12 protein-coding genes are annotated in these 15,058 nt (G+C 72.5%); 7 read left to right on the forward strand and 5 right to left on the reverse strand.

Annotated elements, in window-relative coordinates:
• Positions 1-75: 75 nt before the first annotated feature.
• Positions 76-2,232: an MMPL family transporter gene (locus ACFVJX_RS09615; protein ID WP_384125633.1), complete on the reverse strand. Its 2,157-nt coding sequence runs from the start codon at positions 2,230-2,232 to the stop codon at positions 76-78.
• Between the two features lie 248 nt (positions 2,233-2,480).
• On the opposite strand from ACFVJX_RS09615, the gene ACFVJX_RS09620 reads away from it, so the two are divergent.
• A complete protein-coding gene (locus tag ACFVJX_RS09620) occupies positions 2,481-3,749 on the forward strand; it encodes a sensor histidine kinase (protein ID WP_384125631.1) in 1,269 nt (422 codons plus the stop codon).
• The gene (locus ACFVJX_RS09625) at positions 3,734-4,381 is read left to right on the forward strand and encodes a LuxR C-terminal-related transcriptional regulator (RefSeq protein ID WP_384125630.1); all 648 of its coding nucleotides are present in this window, start codon (positions 3,734-3,736) and stop codon (positions 4,379-4,381) included. Before ACFVJX_RS09620 ends, ACFVJX_RS09625 begins: the two co-directional genes overlap by 16 nt.
• Positions 4,382-4,400: 19 nt before the next feature.
• Here the strand turns inward: ACFVJX_RS09625 and ACFVJX_RS09630 are convergent, their stop codons facing one another.
• The gene (locus ACFVJX_RS09630) at positions 4,401-6,059 is read right to left on the reverse strand and encodes an alpha-L-fucosidase (RefSeq protein ID WP_384125628.1); all 1,659 of its coding nucleotides are present in this window, start codon (positions 6,057-6,059) and stop codon (positions 4,401-4,403) included.
• Between the two features lie 146 nt (positions 6,060-6,205).
• Positions 6,206-6,700, reverse strand: a complete 495-nt coding sequence (locus ACFVJX_RS09635; RefSeq protein WP_384125626.1) for a MarR family winged helix-turn-helix transcriptional regulator — start codon at positions 6,698-6,700, stop codon at positions 6,206-6,208.
• Between the two features lie 69 nt (positions 6,701-6,769).
• Between ACFVJX_RS09635 and ACFVJX_RS09640 the strand changes: the two genes are divergently transcribed.
• From ACFVJX_RS09640 to ACFVJX_RS09660, 5 genes are all read left to right on the forward strand, one after another.
• Positions 6,770-7,315 (forward strand): carboxymuconolactone decarboxylase family protein, encoded by a 546-nt coding sequence (locus ACFVJX_RS09640; protein ID WP_384125624.1) that lies wholly within the window; start codon positions 6,770-6,772, stop codon positions 7,313-7,315.
• Between the two features lie 254 nt (positions 7,316-7,569).
• Positions 7,570-9,513: a hypothetical protein gene (locus tag ACFVJX_RS09645; protein ID WP_384125622.1), complete on the forward strand. Its 1,944-nt coding sequence runs from the start codon at positions 7,570-7,572 to the stop codon at positions 9,511-9,513.
• Between the two features lie 78 nt (positions 9,514-9,591).
• Positions 9,592-10,497 carry a metal-dependent hydrolase gene (locus ACFVJX_RS09650; RefSeq protein ID WP_384125620.1) on the forward strand — a complete coding sequence of 302 codons (906 nt, stop codon included), beginning with the start codon at positions 9,592-9,594 and terminating at the stop codon, positions 10,495-10,497.
• Between the two features lie 2 nt (positions 10,498-10,499).
• Complete coding sequence (locus tag ACFVJX_RS09655) at positions 10,500-11,588, forward strand: PDR/VanB family oxidoreductase (protein WP_384125618.1); 1,089 nt, start codon at positions 10,500-10,502, stop codon at positions 11,586-11,588.
• Positions 11,589-11,813: 225 nt separating this feature from the next.
• A complete protein-coding gene (locus ACFVJX_RS09660) occupies positions 11,814-12,536 on the forward strand; it encodes a TetR/AcrR family transcriptional regulator (protein ID WP_384125616.1) in 723 nt (240 codons plus the stop codon).
• Positions 12,537-12,578: 42 nt separating this feature from the next.
• On the opposite strand, the gene ACFVJX_RS09665 is transcribed toward ACFVJX_RS09660, so the two are convergent.
• Positions 12,579-12,932: a 5-carboxymethyl-2-hydroxymuconate Delta-isomerase gene (locus ACFVJX_RS09665; protein ID WP_384125615.1), complete on the reverse strand. Its 354-nt coding sequence runs from the start codon at positions 12,930-12,932 to the stop codon at positions 12,579-12,581.
• A gap of 79 nt (positions 12,933-13,011) precedes the next feature.
• On the reverse strand, positions 13,012-15,048 hold the full coding sequence (locus tag ACFVJX_RS09670; protein WP_384125613.1) for an ATP-binding protein: 2,037 nt from the start codon (positions 15,046-15,048) through the stop codon (positions 13,012-13,014).
• Positions 15,049-15,058 lie beyond the last annotated feature (10 nt).

A 15,058-nucleotide genomic window follows, 5' to 3' on the forward strand; every position in this document is an offset into this window, starting at 1 on the left:
TCACTACGGGGTCCCCGTTTCCGGTAGTTCCCGGAACCGGAGCCCCCTTCGTGTGTCCGTCTTCGTGGGTCGGGGTCAGCCGCGCAGTCCCGTTCCCACCGGGGCCGCCGCGGGGGCGGGCTCCGGCTCGGGCTCGCTGTGGTCCAGGGCGGGCAGCCGGGAGAGCCCGCGCGGGGTGCGCCAGTTCCGCTCGCCGAGCAGCGCCATCACGGAGGGCAGTAGCACCATCCGTACGATCGTCGCGTCCAGCAGCACCGCGACGGCCAGGCCGACGCCCATCTGCTGCATGTCCTGCATGGACAGCGTCCCGAAGACCGCGAAGACCGCCACCATGATCACGGCGGCGCCGGTCACCGCGCCCGCCGTCCGCCGGATGCCCTCGTCGATCGCGGCGCGGGTGGCGAGTCCGCGCCCGTGGGCCTCGCGGATCCGGGAGACCACGAAGACGTGGTAGTCCATCGAGAGGCCGAACAGGACGACGAGGACGAACAGCGGCATCCAGGACTCGATCGCGCCGACGCCCTCCGAGCCGATCAGCGAGGCGCCCCAGCCGTGCTGGAAGACGGCGGTCATCACACCGTAGGCGGCGGCCACGGAGAGCAGGTTGAGCAGGATCGCGGTCACCGCTATCACGTAGCTGCGGAAGCAGAACAGCATCAGCAGGAACGTCACCGCGGTGACGAAGAGGAAGACGGGGGCGATGCCGTGCTTCAGCTGGTCGTTGAAGTCCACGGACCCGGCCACCTCACCGGTGACGTACGCCCGCGCACCCGTCCCGTCGAACGCGGCAGGCAGCCGCTGTCCGCGCAGCTCGGACAGGCCGGCCTCGCCGTCGGGCAGCGGTACCTCGATCTCGGCGATGTTCTGTGCCCGGTGGACGGTCACCCCGTCGAAGGTGGCGAGCGCCTTGCGAACGGCGGGGGCCTGGATGTCGTCCGCCTCGACGACCACCCGGGCCGGGGCGGGGCCGCCGGGGAAGGTATCGGTGATGTCGCGGTAGGCGACGGACAGCGTGGAGTCGGAGCCGAACTGCTTCTCCAGGCCGAGTGACTCGGTCTTCATGCCGAGGGCGGGCGCGGCGAGGACCAGCAGGACGAGGACCGACGCGGCGGCGAAGAACTTCGGCCGGGACAGGACGGGCCGCAGCAGCCTTCCGGCGATCCGCCCGCTCTCCTTCGTGCCCCCGGCGGCCCGCGCGCCCCGCTTGGCGCGACGGTTCAGCAGCGGCACCCGGCCGGCATCGATCCGGTCGCCCAGCCAGGACAGCAGCGCGGGCAGGACCGTCACGGAACCCAGCATGGCGATGAGGACCACGGTGATCGTGGCGAGGGCGAAGCCCTTGAACAGCATCAGCCCGGACAGGAACATGCCGGCCATCGCGACCATCACGGTCAGCCCGGAGACGAGCACGGCCCGGCCGCTGGTCGCCGCGGCGATCCGCAGCGCAGTCTCCGCGTCGCGCCCCGCCGCCCGCTCGTCCCGCTCGCGCCGCAGGTAGAAGAGGCAGTAGTCCACACCGACGGCGAAGCCCATCAGGAACATCACGGAGTACGTGGTCTCGGCGAGGTGCAGCTGGTGGCTGGCGAGCGAGAGCAGACCGAAGGCGGCCATGCACGCGGTCAGTGCGAGACCGACGGGCAGCAGGGCCGCGACGACGGCACCGAAGGCGACCAGCAGAATGCCCAGCGCCAGGGGTACGGCGGTGAACTCGGCCTTCTTGAAGTCGTCGGAGAGCAGATCTCCGAGCCACTTCCCGGCGCTGGCGTCGCCGAACTGCTGGACCGTGACGTCCTTCCGCTCCTTCTGGACACCGGCCACCGCGTCCAGGACGGGCTGCACCCGGTCGGACGCCGTGGCCGCGTCCCCCTTCATCTCGAAGGTGATCAGCGCGTCCTTGCCGTCCTTTGAGGCGACCGGCGCCGCGAGGCCCGTCACCTCGCCGGTCCTGCCGAGGGCCCCGGTCAGCTCGCGCGCCGCGGTCCGCCAGCCGTCCGGCTGTGCGGAGGACACCATGACCAGCTCGCCCGCCCGGTGGCTGAGGCCGGCGTCGGAGAGGATCTGCTCGGCGTGGGCCGAGTCGCCCGCGCCGTTCTCCGCGTCGGACATCTCGACCAGGCCCGACGCGCCGCCGATGCCCGCGGCGAGCACGACGAAGAGCAGCCAGCCGAGAATGGCCGTCTTGCGATGGTGTGCGCTCCACACACCGATACGTGCCGCGAGATTACGCCTCATGGCGTGTTCGCCCCCTGAATTCGTGATCGGAAGAGTCGTCGGAGAAGACACCTCGAATCTAGGAAGCCGGGCCGCCCCGCCCCAGCCGCTGGGACCCCCACTCGCCGCGACGTAGGGCGAGGTCACGGGGGTGGTGCTGGGTACACCCCCGCCGGGTGTCGGGACGGCTGACCGCACGGCCGTCCGACACGTCAGACTGTGTGCTGACCGGGGCCGCCACGGGCTCCGGCGAGGGAAGAGGGACCGATATGAACACGCCGCACGGACGGATAAGGGCCGCCCTGCTGGCCGCTGGGCGCGGGCTGGTGCTGTCGTTCGCCTCGATCGTCGGGTCGGTCACGCTGTTCGTGCTGACGGTGCTCTCCATCTCCTTCATCCCGCTGGGGATCGGCCTGGTCACCACCCCGTACCTGCTGGCGGCGGTCCGCAAGCACGCCAATCAGCGCCGGCTGCTGGCGATCACCTGGTCGGACGTCCGTATCCCGGTGCCGTACCGGCCCTTTCCGGCGGATGTACGCGGCGGGTTCACCGGGCAGGTGGAGCGGACCGGCCTGTTGCTGAAGGACCCGGCGACCTGGCGGGACATCCAGTGGCTCCTGGTCGACATGACGGCCGGCTACGTGGTGTCGATCCTGGCGGCGGCGCTTCTGATCTACCCGGTGGAGGGGTTCGTCCTGGCGGCGGGGCTGTGGCGGGTCTTCACGGACGACCGCTACTGGTACGGGTTCGTCCCGGTCGACAGCCAGGCGACCGGGCTCGCCGCCGCCGCGCTCGGTGCGGCGATCTTCGCGATCGGGGTGGCGCTGAGCGAGCGGCTGCTGAAGACGCACTTCGTGATCGCCCGCTCGGTCCTGGCCCCCACCCATGAGCAGGAGCTGGCCCTGCGCATCGACCGGCTGACCGAGACCCGGCACGAGGCGGTCGACACGGCCGCCTCGGAGCTGCGCCGCATCGAACGCGATCTGCACGACGGGGCGCAGGCCAGGCTGGTCGCCATGGGCATGAACCTGGGGACCATCGAGGCGCTGGTGGAGAAGGACCCGGCGCAGGCGAAGAAGCTCCTGGCGATGGCGCGTGAGTCGTCCGCGGAGGCGCTCACCGAACTGCGCGACCTGGTCCGCGGCATCCATCCGCCGGTTCTCGCCGAGCGCGGGCTCGGGGACGCGGTCAAGGCGCTGGCGCTGCGGACGCCCATCGGTACCGAGGTCGCCGTGGAGCTGAGCGGGCGGGCGGAGGCGCCGGTCGAGTCGGCCGCGTACTTCGCGGTCAGCGAGATCCTGACGAACGCGGCGAAGCACTCCGGTGCGGACCGGATCTGGGTGGATCTGCACCATGCGGACGGCCGGCTGCGGATCTCCGTCACGGACAACGGAGGGGGCGGCGCGGCGGCCGGATCGGGCTCGGGCCTGAGCGGAGTCGAACGCCGACTCGGTACATTCGACGGCATCATGGCCGTCAGCAGCCCTGCGGGCGGTCCCACCATGGTGACCATGGAGATCCCTTGCGAGTTGTCCTAGCCGAAGATCTCTTCCTGCTGCGTGACGGCCTGGTGCGCATGCTGGAGGCGTACGACTTCGAGATCGCGGCCGCCGTCGAGACCGGGCCCGAACTGACCAGAGCCCTCGCCGAGTTGAAGCCGGATGTCGCCGTTGTCGACGTCCGGCTTCCGCCGTCCCACACGGACGAGGGGCTGCAGTGCGCACTTGCCGCCCGCCGGGCGAGACCGGGCCTGCCGGTGCTGGTGCTCTCCCAGCACGTGGAGCAGTTGTACGCGCGTGAGCTGCTGGCGGACGGCAACGGCGCCATCGGCTATCTGCTCAAGGACCGGGTCTTCGACGCCGACCAGTTCATCGACGCGGTGCGCCGGGTCGCGTCTGGCGGTACGGCGATGGACCCGCAGGTGATCTCGCAGCTGCTGTCGCGGCGTTCGCAGGACAAGCCGATGGGCGGCCTGACGCCGCGCGAGCGGGAGGTCATGGAGCAGATGGCCCAGGGCCGTTCGAACGCGGCGATCGCCTCGCACATGGTGATCACGGAGCGGGCGGTGGCCAAGCACACCTCGAACATCTTCGGGAAGCTCGGCCTGCCGCCGTCCGACGACGACAATCGCCGCGTTCTCGCGGTACTCGCCTATCTGGACCGCGGTTAGGGCGTGTCCGGGCGGTGGGTCAGGGCGTGGCCGGCGCCGTGGTGAGGTGGAGTGTGGTGGCTCCCAGGTACGGCTTCGCCCTGGATTCCAGGACCTTGACCCGCACCGCCGTCGCGGTGACGGCCGCGGGCAGCTCCAGGATGCGTTCGTGCCCGATGGTGGTGCCCTCGGCGATCCGCTGCCAGCTCCCGCCGGTCCGGGCCTCGACGGCGAACTTCTCCACCCGCTGTCCGTGCCGGATGTCCTCCCGGACGGCGACCCGGTCGAAGGTGTACGGCCCGTGGCCCCCCTCGCGTACGTCGGAGCCGTAGATCCGCCGCAGATCGGCGCCGAACGCGGTCAGTGAGGCGACGTCCGCGTCGTCGATCCGGCCGTCGGGCGCGGGTGGGACGTTGAGCAGGAGCGAGGCGTTGCGTCCGACGCTCTTCTCGTACAGGTCCATCAACTGCGCGGCGCTCTTGGGCTGTTCGTCGGGGTGGTAGAACCAGCCGGGGCGGTTGGAGACGTCGGCCTCGGCCGGGTACCACTGGAGGTAGTTGATACCGGGTTCGAGGAGCCTGTCGCGGGAGCCGATGTCGGGGTCGGTCGAGTCGTTGGGGAGGCTGCCGAGACCGGTCCAGGGATCGGTGACGTGCGGGGTGACGCTCCACTCGGTCTCCCGGGCGGTCCCGTTCTCGTTGCCGACCCAGCGCACGCCCTGCGGGCCCTGGAAGACGACGGTGTTCGGCGAGAGCGCCTTCACCATGTCGAACCACTGCTTGACGTCGTACTTCTGGGTGATTCCGGAGTCGGACCAGGGGTTGGCGCCGTCCAGCCACAGCTCCTCGACCGGGCCGTACTGGGTGAAGATCTCGTAGAGCTGGTTGAGGTAGTACGCGTCGTAGTCGTCGGCCTTCACCTTGAAGGTGGGCAGCTCGCCGCTCCTCACCCGGGCGGCTCGGTCGTCGCCCGGGACGAGGGTGGGGATGGTGCGTTCGGTGACGGCGCTGCCGTTGCCGAAGCGGCCCCGGCCCGCGGGCGCGCGGTCGCCGTCCTCCAGTGCCATCCGCTCGGGCAGGCTCAGCGTCTTGCCTTCCGCCTGCTTGGCGCGGATCTTCTCGACCCACTCGGCGTGCCAGGCGTGCGGGAGTTCCGCGCCGTCGGAGGGCGAGAGGTAGAGGCCGACCTCAAGGCCCGCCTTGCGGGCGGCCTTTACGTATTGGGCGACGACATCGGGGCTGCCGGGGCTGAGGGCGACCGAGTGGTCGGTGTAGCGGCTCGGGTAGAGGACGAAGCCGTCGTGGTGCTTGACGGTGAGCATGACCTGTTTGATTCCGGCCGCCTTGTAGGCGCGCATCCACTGGTCGGCGTCGATGCTCTTCGGCGCGAAGAGTTTCTCGTCCTCCGTGCCGGAACCCCACTCGCGGCCGGTGAAGGTGTTCATCCCGAAGTGCGTGAAGGCGGTGACATCCCGCTGCTGCCAGGCCAGTTGGCCCGGAGTGGGGACGATGTTCGCCGCCTTCTCGATGATCCGCCCGGGGCTGTCGCACGCTTCGACCGTCATCTGCGACGCGGGTCTCACGGGCGCGCTACAGGGTGCGGCGGGCGGTGCGGGCTGCTTCGCCGTGGCCTGTACGGGGATGAGCGCGGCGGCGACCGCCAGTGCGAGCACACCTGGCGCACGCGTGCGTCGTGCCATGGTTCCCTCCCATTCCCGACCACGAGTGGTCGGATCTCTTGGGTACCGACGCGTGCATGGTGCCGCACGGAGTGGCCCACGGGAAGAGTGCCCGACAGATACGTCCTATCTCTCGTCCGTAAAGTCCAAGCGTTCACCGTCTCCGGTCAGCCGTTGATCCAGCTCGCCACATCGAGCCGGAAGGCGTCCGCGGGGGCCATGGCGCGCAGGTCGGACTCCAGGGCGGCGACCCGGTCGGGGCCGAGCACCCGGACCCATTCGGCGCGCAGCCGGTCGAAGCCCTCGGCGGACCGCGCCAGTACGTCGGTCCCGCGCGGGGCGAGCCGGACCAGTTTGCGGCGGCCGTCCTGCGGATCGTCGGCACGCTCGACGTATCCGAGGCTTTCGAGCCTGTCGACGGCCTTGCCCGCCGCCTGCTTGGAGACCCCGAGCCGCCGGCCGATCTCGCTGGCGGTCGCGCCGTCGCGGCCGACCGCCTGGAGCGCGTAGCCGTACGCGGGCCGCACCTCGGGGTGGCCCTGTTCGGCCAGCTCACGGTGGAGATCGTCGATGATCGACCGGAAGCCGGCGAACAGCAGCAGGGGCAGCTCGAAGCCCGCACCGGCACCGTCCGGAGCGACCTCTCCCGCACGCTCAGCCATTGCGATACTCGACAACCTGGTTTACCTTTTCGTCAATCACGTTGTCGAGTTTACCGCGAGGGGTCAGCCATGTCCGCGTCCGCCTTTCCCGACCACTCCCCCGAATCCGCTCCCGCCGCCGCCCGCGCCACCATGACGGCCGTGACACGGAAGCAGGGCTACCTGCCCGTCGGGGTCGCCCGGCTCGCCTCGTCGCCGGAGCTGCTCAACGGCTTCCTGAAGGTCAGCGCGCTCTTCGAGTCGACGACCCTGCCCCCGCTCGCCCGGGAGGTCGTGATCATGACGATGGCCACCCGCAACGACTGCCACCTCTGCGTGGCGATGCACACCGCGAAGCTCGACGCGCTCGATGCCGACGCCGGTCTCGTCGCCGCGCTGCGCGACGGGAGCCCGCTCTGCGACGAACAGCTGGAAGCGGTGCGGAAGTTCACCCTGGCCGTGATCGAGACGAACGGGGCCGTGGACGATGGCACGCTCCAGGCGTTCCTCGCGCACGGCCACACCGCCCGCAACGCGCTGGAAGTGGTCCTGGGGATCGGCGCCTACACCATGTCGACCCTGGCGAACCGGATGACGGAGGCACCCGTCGACCCGCAACTGGCCGCGTTCGCCTGACCGCCGTAGTCGTCGGCCGTATCGATCCGCTCCTGGAGCAGAGCCATGCCCGTGCGTCCGCCAGGGCGGCGGCCGGTCCCCGCACCCCCGCGCCCTTCGCGTTCCGCGCGGCCTCACCACCGGGCCGTCGCGCCGCTCCACGCCCGCGCCCGGCGGCCGAACGGCACCAGGCCGGTCCGGCGGACGGCCTCGATCCGATGTGGCCGGGCGACCCCCCGGAGTGACCATCGCACGATTCGCTCGTTCAGCTGAACGTGCGCCCACTGCCAGAGGTACCGTCAGCCGCCGCCCCGGTCGACGCGGAGCAGGCCGAGACCTCGCTCGTCGAGCACTACCCGCGACTGGTCCGGCTCGGCTATCTCGTCCTGCCGCCCTCGCTGGGCCGCAGCCGGCGCGTTCTCACCGCCCACGCCCTGGCCCAGCGCTCCCTGCAGGCCGCGCGGGGGGCCGGCACCGCGCACGGGCCGGACATCCCGCTGCCGCGCCACACCGGCCGGGCCCCGGCGTGCGGTCCCGGCTACCCGTACGCCCGGCGGCAGGTGCTGCGCGGCGCGCTGGCGGCGGGGATGCCGCCGCGGTTGTGGCCGCGACGCGCCCAGTTGCCGTCCGTCCTCCCGCTGGTCTGGGGGCTGCGGCTGTTACCGCACTCCGGCGGGGCGGACGAACTCGCCCTGGAGCAGCGGCTGTCGGCGGTCGGCGGTCCGGCGCGCGCCGCGTTCGTACTGCGGGGTCTGGAGTCGCTCGCGGACGGGGACGTCCGGCGGGAGCTGGCCGCCGCGGGGGTGGCGGATCCGCATGCGGCGCTGCGGGAGGCGGACGGGGTGCCGGCGCCCTACGCGCTGCTGGCGTCGGCCGAGTTCGACCCGTGCTCGCTGCACGCCAGGCCGCCGGATCTGGTGCGCCGGCGCAGGTACGCACGGGCCGCGCTGGCCGCCACGGCCGCGCTGCTGGTCTGCGGGACGCTGCTCGGGCTGCCGGGTGGCGGCTGGGGGCGCGGGGCGCTGTCCGCTCCGCCGTACGCGCGCAACCCGGCCGCCGAGGAGGCCCTTGATCCCGGGGCGTTGCGGACGGTGACCGCGGCGTACTGGCGGAGTTCGCCGCGCACCGACTTCACGGCCTGGCCCACCCGTGGCGACCGCACCGAGGACACCGGGCTGCTGCGGCGGGCGCTGGCGGTGTGGGCGCGGCCGGGCGGCGGAGTGCGGACATCGGCGACGCCACGGACTCCGGTGGGGCCGCCCATGGGGGCGCCACAGCTGCTGTACGCGGGTGAGGTGGGTGCGTCGGCCGTGGTGCTGTTCTACGACGGGCTGCGTGTCGTGCGGTACGCGGAGCCCCGTAACGCCGATCCGTCCGAGGGTGCGGCGCTCGACTTCGCGCGGGTCGACGGGGCGGACGCCCCCGCCTCCGGCGCCCTCGTGGTGGAGCGCTCGGAGGGCCGGGTCCGCTATCTGACGGCGCCCTGGGTGCGCGAGGTGTCGGTGCGGGATCTGCTGACGCCGGAGCGTGCGCCGCGCCCGCTGCGCCGCTCCGCGGACGGGGTGACCGACGCCGTGGCCGCCCCGGCGGCCTCGGGCGGCTGCCGGTCCTGGGACGCCGTCCGGCTGGCCGACGGTACGACGTCCCGGCTGGTGACGGATCTGGGGGAGCTCGCCCCGGCCCGGCTGACCTCGGGCCCGCCGTCGAAGCCGCACGATGTGGCGGGGCGGGCGGAGCTGGAGAGCTGGGCGCGGACCGCGTGCCTGCTGCCGGCGGTACGTGCGCACGGCGTGCGGTCGGTGAACTCCTGGGCGTACGCGACGCAGCCGCTGCCCGAGGGGGGTGGTTCGGCCCGCTGGCTGTGCACCCGGGCGGAGACCTGGCGGGGCACCGGGAGCCGGGTCCTGGCCCAGTTCCAGGCGCCGTCCGCCCAGCCGTCGGGAAGCCGTCCGCCGGGGGCTGTCGCGGCACGCTCCGAGGACTCGCCCGCGTGCGGGCCGCGCACTCCACGGGTCCTCGCGGGTGTGCTGTGGAAGTCGCACGGCGGCCGGTGGTACGTGCTCGCGGCGGGCAGCGAGCAGTTCACCTCGCTCACCACGTCGGGCGGGGTGACGGGGACCGCCCGGGGCCGGCTGCTCGCGGTGCCGGCCAGGGCGGGCGACCGGGCGGAGCTGAACGGGCTGCTGGCGGACGGCAGTCGGGTCGGGGCGCTGCGGTGAGCGGGCCCGGCGGGGGCGGGCTCAGGAATTCGGCGCATGCCCCTGTTCCCCGCGCCTACCCCTCAGTACATTGACAACATGTCTAACACGCAGCCAGCGGCGGTCGCGTCGGAGCGGATCGCGCTCAAGGCCCGCCGGGTCTCCTTCGCCTGGGACAGGACGCCCCTGCACTGGGTGCCGGGTGATCCGTTCACCACGCACACCATCAACGTGCTCCATCTGCTGCTCCCGGCAGGGGAACGCTGGTTCATCCACGTCTACCGCCAGGTGCTCCCGTACATCCACGACGAGCGGCTGCGCGAGGACGTCATCGGGTTCATCGGCCAGGAGGCGATGCACTCCCAGGCCCATGACGACGTGCTCCCGCATCTGAAGGAGCTGGGCCTCGACCCGACCCCGTACACGGCCCAGGTCGACTGGTTCTTCGAGAAGCTGCTCGGCGACCGGACGCTGCCGCCGGGGCGGGCGCGCAAGTGGTGGCTGATGGAGCGGGTGGCGACGATCGCGGCGATCGAGCACTACACCGCGTTCCTCGGTGACTGGGTCCTGAACGCCGACGAGCTGGACAGGCGCGGCGCCGACCCCACGATGCTGGATCTGCTGCGCTGGCACGGCGCGGAGGAGGTCGAGCACCGGTCGGTGGCCTTCGACGTGTTCATGCATGTCGACGGCGGGTACCGGCGCCGGGTGCGGACCTGGGCGACGGCGTTCTCAGCGCTGGCCTTCCTCTGGCAGCGCGGGGCCCGGTTCTTCATGGAGAACGACCCGAGCCTGCTGGACGGCAAGGCGTCCTTCGCGCAGTTCTACCGCAGCGGCAGGCGCGGCACCCTGCCCAGCACCCCGTCGATGCTGCGTTCCATCCCCCGCTATCTGAGCCGCGCGTACCACCCCTCGCAGGAGGGCAGCACTGCGCAGGCCGTCGACTACCTCACCCGCTCGCCCGCCGCGGTCGCGGCCGAGGCCCGTACGACGGAAGCCCGTTGACCATGCCGCGTTCCCTGCCCCTGCCCCGGCTGCGTACCGTCCTCGCGGTGACCGGTGCCGCGCTCCTCGCCAGGCGGGCGATGCGCCGGCGCATCGAGGAGTCCCCGCTGTGGCCGCTGCCGGCGCTGGACGAGCCCGTGTCCGGCTACTCGCGGCGCCGTTCCGCCACCGGGCGTCGGCTGACCGTCACCGAGCGGACCACTCCGGCGGAGGGCGTCGTGCTGCTCCGGCTGAAGGGTTCCGGCCTGCCGCGCTGGCAGCCGGGCGCCCATCTGGACCTGGTGCTGCCGTCCGGGCTGATCCGCCAGTACTCGCTGTGCGGCGACCCGGCCGACCCGGACACGTACACCGTCGCGACCCGGCTCGCCGAGGACGGCCGGGGCGGCTCCAAGGAAGTGCACGAACTGCTGCACGCGGGCCGGGAGATCGAGATCCGCGGCCCGCGCAACCGTTTCCCGCTGGCGGACGCGCCCGCGTACGTGCTCGTCGCGGGCGGTATCGGCATCACACCGATCCTGCCGATGCTGCGTGCGCTCGCCGCCTCCGGAGCGGACTGGCGGCTGCTGTACGGGGGCCGCAGCAGGGCGACGATGCCGTTCCTGGCGGAGATCGAGGAGTTGGACGCGGGCGGCGGGCGGGTCACCGTCGTACCTCAGGACGAGTCGGGCCACCCCGATGTCACAGCGGCCCTGGCGGACGCGGCGCCGGGCACGGCGGTCCACTGCTGCGGGCCGGAGCCCCTGATGGACGCCGTCGCCGCCGCGCTGCCGCCCCACTGCACCCTGCACCTGGAGCGCTTCACCGCCGCGGCGGCGGACGCCACCGGTTCCGCCGCCTTCGAGGTGGAGCTGCGCCGCTCGGGCCGCACGGTCGCCGTCGCGGCGGGCCAGTCGGCGCTGGCAGCCGTGCGCGCGGAGCTCCCGCACATCTCGTACTCCTGTGAGCAGGGCTTCTGCGGTACGTGCCAACAGCGCGTCCTGGAGGGCGAGGTGGATCACCGGGACGACCTGCTCAACGACGCGGAACGGGCGGACTCGATGCTGCTCTGCGTGTCCCGGTGCCGGGGCGGACGACTGGTGCTGGACCTCTAGGGCGTGTTTGAAAGTAGCGTCGTCCGCCCGGAGGGCGGGCCCGGCGGCGTCTGGTGCGTGCGATCGCAAGGCGCGGAAATGTTCTCGTAGCGGAGCTACCAGGGCATTTCTGCAACGCCGCGAGCGTGCCTGCCAGACGCCGCCGGGCAGGCGGGACTTCCAAAGCACGCCCCAGGGGAAGGTCTGGCGTCCCGTCGTCCGGAGCCGGTCGGTACGCTGTTCCCCATGACGACCGGGGTGCGGCGCAGGATGGGCGTCGAGGAGCGCAGGCAGCAGCTGATCGGTGTCGCGCTGGAGTTGTTCAGCCACCGCTCCCCCGACGAGGTGTCGATCGACGAGATCGCCGCCGCCGCAGGGATCTCGCGGCCGCTGGTCTACCACTACTTCCCGGGCAAGCAGAGCCTGTACGAGGCGGCGCTGCGACGGGCCGCCGACGAGCTGGCGGCCCGCTTCCTGGAGCCGCACGAAGGCCCCCTGGGCGCAAGGCTGTTGCGGGTGATGGGCAGGTTCTTCGACTTCGTCGACGGGCACGGTCCCGGCTTCGCCGCGCTGATGCGGGGCGGTCCGGCCGTCGGCTCGTCCACGGCGAACGCGATGATCGACGGCGTCCGGCAGGCGGCCTGCGAGCAGATCCTGACCCATCTGGGGGTCGATGAGCCGCCGGCCCGGCTGGAGTTGGTCGTCCGGTCCTGGGTGTCGCTCGCCGAGTCGACGGCCCTGATCTGGCTGGACGGGCGGCAGATCCCGCGTGCGGAGCTGGAGTTGCAGCTGGTGCACGACTTCGCGGCCCTGATCGCCGTGAGCGCCGCGTACAACGAGGAGATGGCCGCCATCGTGCAGCGGGTCCTGGCGCGGGAGCCGGCGGACGGGCCGTTCGGGGATCTGCTGCTACGGCTCTCCGCGCTGACCCCCGCCACACCCACCGTGCCCCCGCAGCGGCTGCCCTGACGCCGAGGGGCCGTCCCGTCACGGGACAGCCCTCAGCAGCGATCAGTTCTTGCGGTAGGAGGCGTCGAGGTCACGCGCCTCGACCGAGAGGTGCAGGGTCAGTCCGGCAGCAGACCGGACATGGGCCGCCAGCAGGTCCCGTACGGATTCCGTGAGCCGGGCCTTGACCTCGGGGGTGCGGCCGGCCAGCAGCGAGATATCGATGTGCACGAGCGCGTCACCACCGCCGGGCGCGTCCGCCACCACGACCTCCTCGACCCGGCGGAACCGGGTCTTGCAGGCGGCGATCTTCGTGCTGACGGTCTCGGCGACCAGCGGATGCAGCGCCGCCACGAAGCCGCCGCGGTCGAAGGCGTCGTCGAGCTCGGCGGAGTAGTCGATGGCGATCTGCGGCATGGCGGGCTCCTCGGCGGGAAGGGCTGGGCGGGACGCCACCACCCTTCCGGGGCCGGGCAGGGCGCACAAGCGGGATTCACTATGTGAGCAGTTCACCCTGGAGCGCGAGGGCCAGGCCCGCCTCCGCGCTGTCCCGGCGGCCCCGGTCGAAGGCCCGCTGGTAGGCGGCGTCACCGACGGCCTCGCGGGCCTGGCGTTCGCAGGCCTCGCGCAGCGGGCCCAGTTCCGGCGTGCCGCGCTGGGGGTGGCCGACCATGCGCCAGTAGACCTGTCCGGTGCCGTACACCCGGGCGGCGTGCGCGCCCTCGCCCTGGGCGGCGACCGCGGCGGCGAGGATGTCCAGGCCGAGCGCGATGCCGAAGCTGTCGCGGAGGCGGTGCTTGCCGGCGAGCATGGAACGGGCGTGCGCGGCGGCCGCCTCGGCGCGCCCCTGGAGCAGGGCGATCAGGGCGAGCTGGTAGTCGACGTAGCTGCGGGTCCAGCATTCGTCCTGGGCCTCGCAGGCCGCGCGCAGCACGACCGCGGCCTCGGCGGCCTCGTCCAGGCGGCCGAGGCCGGTGAGGGCGAAGACGGTGATCAGGTGGCAGCGCAGCCGGTAGGCCGATTCGAGCGGGGTACCGGCCTCGGTGCTGCGCAGCACCCGGTCCGCCTCGTGCAGGCCGAGCTCCGGGCTGCCGGTCATCAGGTGGGTGAGGCCGCGCAGGTAGGCGGCGGCGAGCACGCCTTCGTCGGAACCGTCGTCGGCCGCCGCCCGTTCGCACTCCTCACCGATCCGCTCGGCAGCCGGGTAGTCGCCCTGGAGCATCACGCAGATGCCGAGCACCCACAGGGCGCGGGTGCGGTGGGGACCCCGGCGCGGGCCGACGTCCAGGGCGCGCTGCGCGTAGCCGCGGGTCTGCGGCAGGTGGCCGCAGCAGCACCAGAAGAAGCCGATCCGGCCGGCCATCTCCTGGGCGGCGGCGGTGTCGTGGGCGAGGAGGTGGTCGAGGGCCGCGCAGAGGTCGGCGTGCGAGTCGGCGATGCGGTGGTACCAGCTGATCTGGTCGTCGCCGGTCCAGCCCGCGTGGGCGTTGCGGGCCAGGTGCAGGAAGCAGGCGGCGTGCCGGTCGGCGGCGGCGCGTTCCTCGCCGAGTTCGGCCAGCCACATCCGGCCGTACTCGCGGATGGTGTCGAGCATGCGGTGGCGCACCCCGTCGTGCGCGACGACCGATTTCGCCACCAGTCCGCGCAGCGCCCTGCGGACACCGTCCCCGGTGAGTGGTCCGCCGGCGCAGACCTCCTGGGCCACGGCCTCGTCGAAGTCGCCGCGCAGTACCGTCAGCCGGGCCCAGAGCAGCCGCTCCAGCGGGGTGCACAGCTCGTGGCTCCAGCCGATGGTGGTGCGCAGGGTGCGGTGGCGCTGCGGCCGGATCGACGCGTCGGCGAGCAGGTCGAGGCGGGAGCCGATCCGCTGCGCGATCTGTTCGACGGTGTGCCGGCCGGTGCCGGCGGCGGCGAGTTCGATGGCGAGCGGAATGCCTTCGAGCCGGCGGCAGATCTCGCCGGCCGCGGCCACGGTGCCCGGTTCGTCGAGTGCGGTGTCCGGGGCGGCCGCGACGGCCCGTTCCCGGAACAGTGTCAGGGCGTCGCCCGCGCCCTCCACGGGCAGCGGTTCCACCTCGACGAGCTGTTCGCCCTTGATGTCGAGGGGCTGTCTGCTGGTGGCGAGCACGGTGAGTCCGGGCGAGGTGGTGAGGATCTCGCCCAGGAGGTGCGCGCAGGCGTGGCGCAGGTGCTCGCAGGAGTCCAGGACGAGCAGCAGGTGTTTGTCGGTGAGCCACTCGCACAGGACGTCCATGGGCATCCGCAGGGTGTGGTCGCTGAGTCCGACGGCGTCGGAGACGGTGGCCAGGAGCAGCCCGTCGTCGTGGAGCGGGGCGAGGTCGGCCCACCATGCCCCGTCGCGGTACCCGGGTTCGGCCCGGCCGGCCGCACGGACCGCGAGCCGGGTCTTGCCGACGCCGCCGCTGCCGGTGAGTGTGGTCAGCCGGCCGGTGGCGAGGGCGTGTTCGATCCGGCCGAGCTCCGCCTTCCGTCCGACAAAGCTCGTGGTCTCCTCGGGGATGTAGCTCACCATCGTCACCGTC

It is taken from the genome of Streptomyces sp. NPDC127177, assembly GCF_042672475.1.
In the GTDB taxonomy this organism is placed as follows: domain Bacteria; phylum Actinomycetota; class Actinomycetes; order Streptomycetales; family Streptomycetaceae; genus Streptomyces.

What these genes read in the sequence shown, in the direction of transcription:
- ACFVJX_RS09655 (WP_384125618.1), top strand. Translation starts at nt 10,500, where the DNA reads ATGCCGCGTTCCCTGCCCCTGCCCCGGCTGCGTACCGTCCTCGCGGTG.
- ACFVJX_RS09630 (WP_384125628.1), bottom strand. Translation starts at nt 6,059, where the DNA reads ATGGCACGACGCACGCGTGCGCCAGGTGTGCTCGCACTGGCGGTCGCC.
- ACFVJX_RS09670 (WP_384125613.1), bottom strand. Translation starts at nt 15,048, where the DNA reads ATGGTGAGCTACATCCCCGAGGAGACCACGAGCTTTGTCGGACGGAAG.
- ACFVJX_RS09640 (WP_384125624.1), top strand. Translation starts at nt 6,770, where the DNA reads ATGTCCGCGTCCGCCTTTCCCGACCACTCCCCCGAATCCGCTCCCGCC.
- ACFVJX_RS09620 (WP_384125631.1), top strand. Translation starts at nt 2,481, where the DNA reads ATGAACACGCCGCACGGACGGATAAGGGCCGCCCTGCTGGCCGCTGGG.
- ACFVJX_RS09660 (WP_384125616.1), top strand. Translation starts at nt 11,814, where the DNA reads ATGACGACCGGGGTGCGGCGCAGGATGGGCGTCGAGGAGCGCAGGCAG.
- ACFVJX_RS09650 (WP_384125620.1), top strand. Translation starts at nt 9,592, where the DNA reads ATGTCTAACACGCAGCCAGCGGCGGTCGCGTCGGAGCGGATCGCGCTC.
- ACFVJX_RS09635 (WP_384125626.1), bottom strand. Translation starts at nt 6,700, where the DNA reads ATGGCTGAGCGTGCGGGAGAGGTCGCTCCGGACGGTGCCGGTGCGGGC.
- ACFVJX_RS09665 (WP_384125615.1), bottom strand. Translation starts at nt 12,932, where the DNA reads ATGCCGCAGATCGCCATCGACTACTCCGCCGAGCTCGACGACGCCTTC.
- ACFVJX_RS09615 (WP_384125633.1), bottom strand. Translation starts at nt 2,232, where the DNA reads ATGAGGCGTAATCTCGCGGCACGTATCGGTGTGTGGAGCGCACACCAT.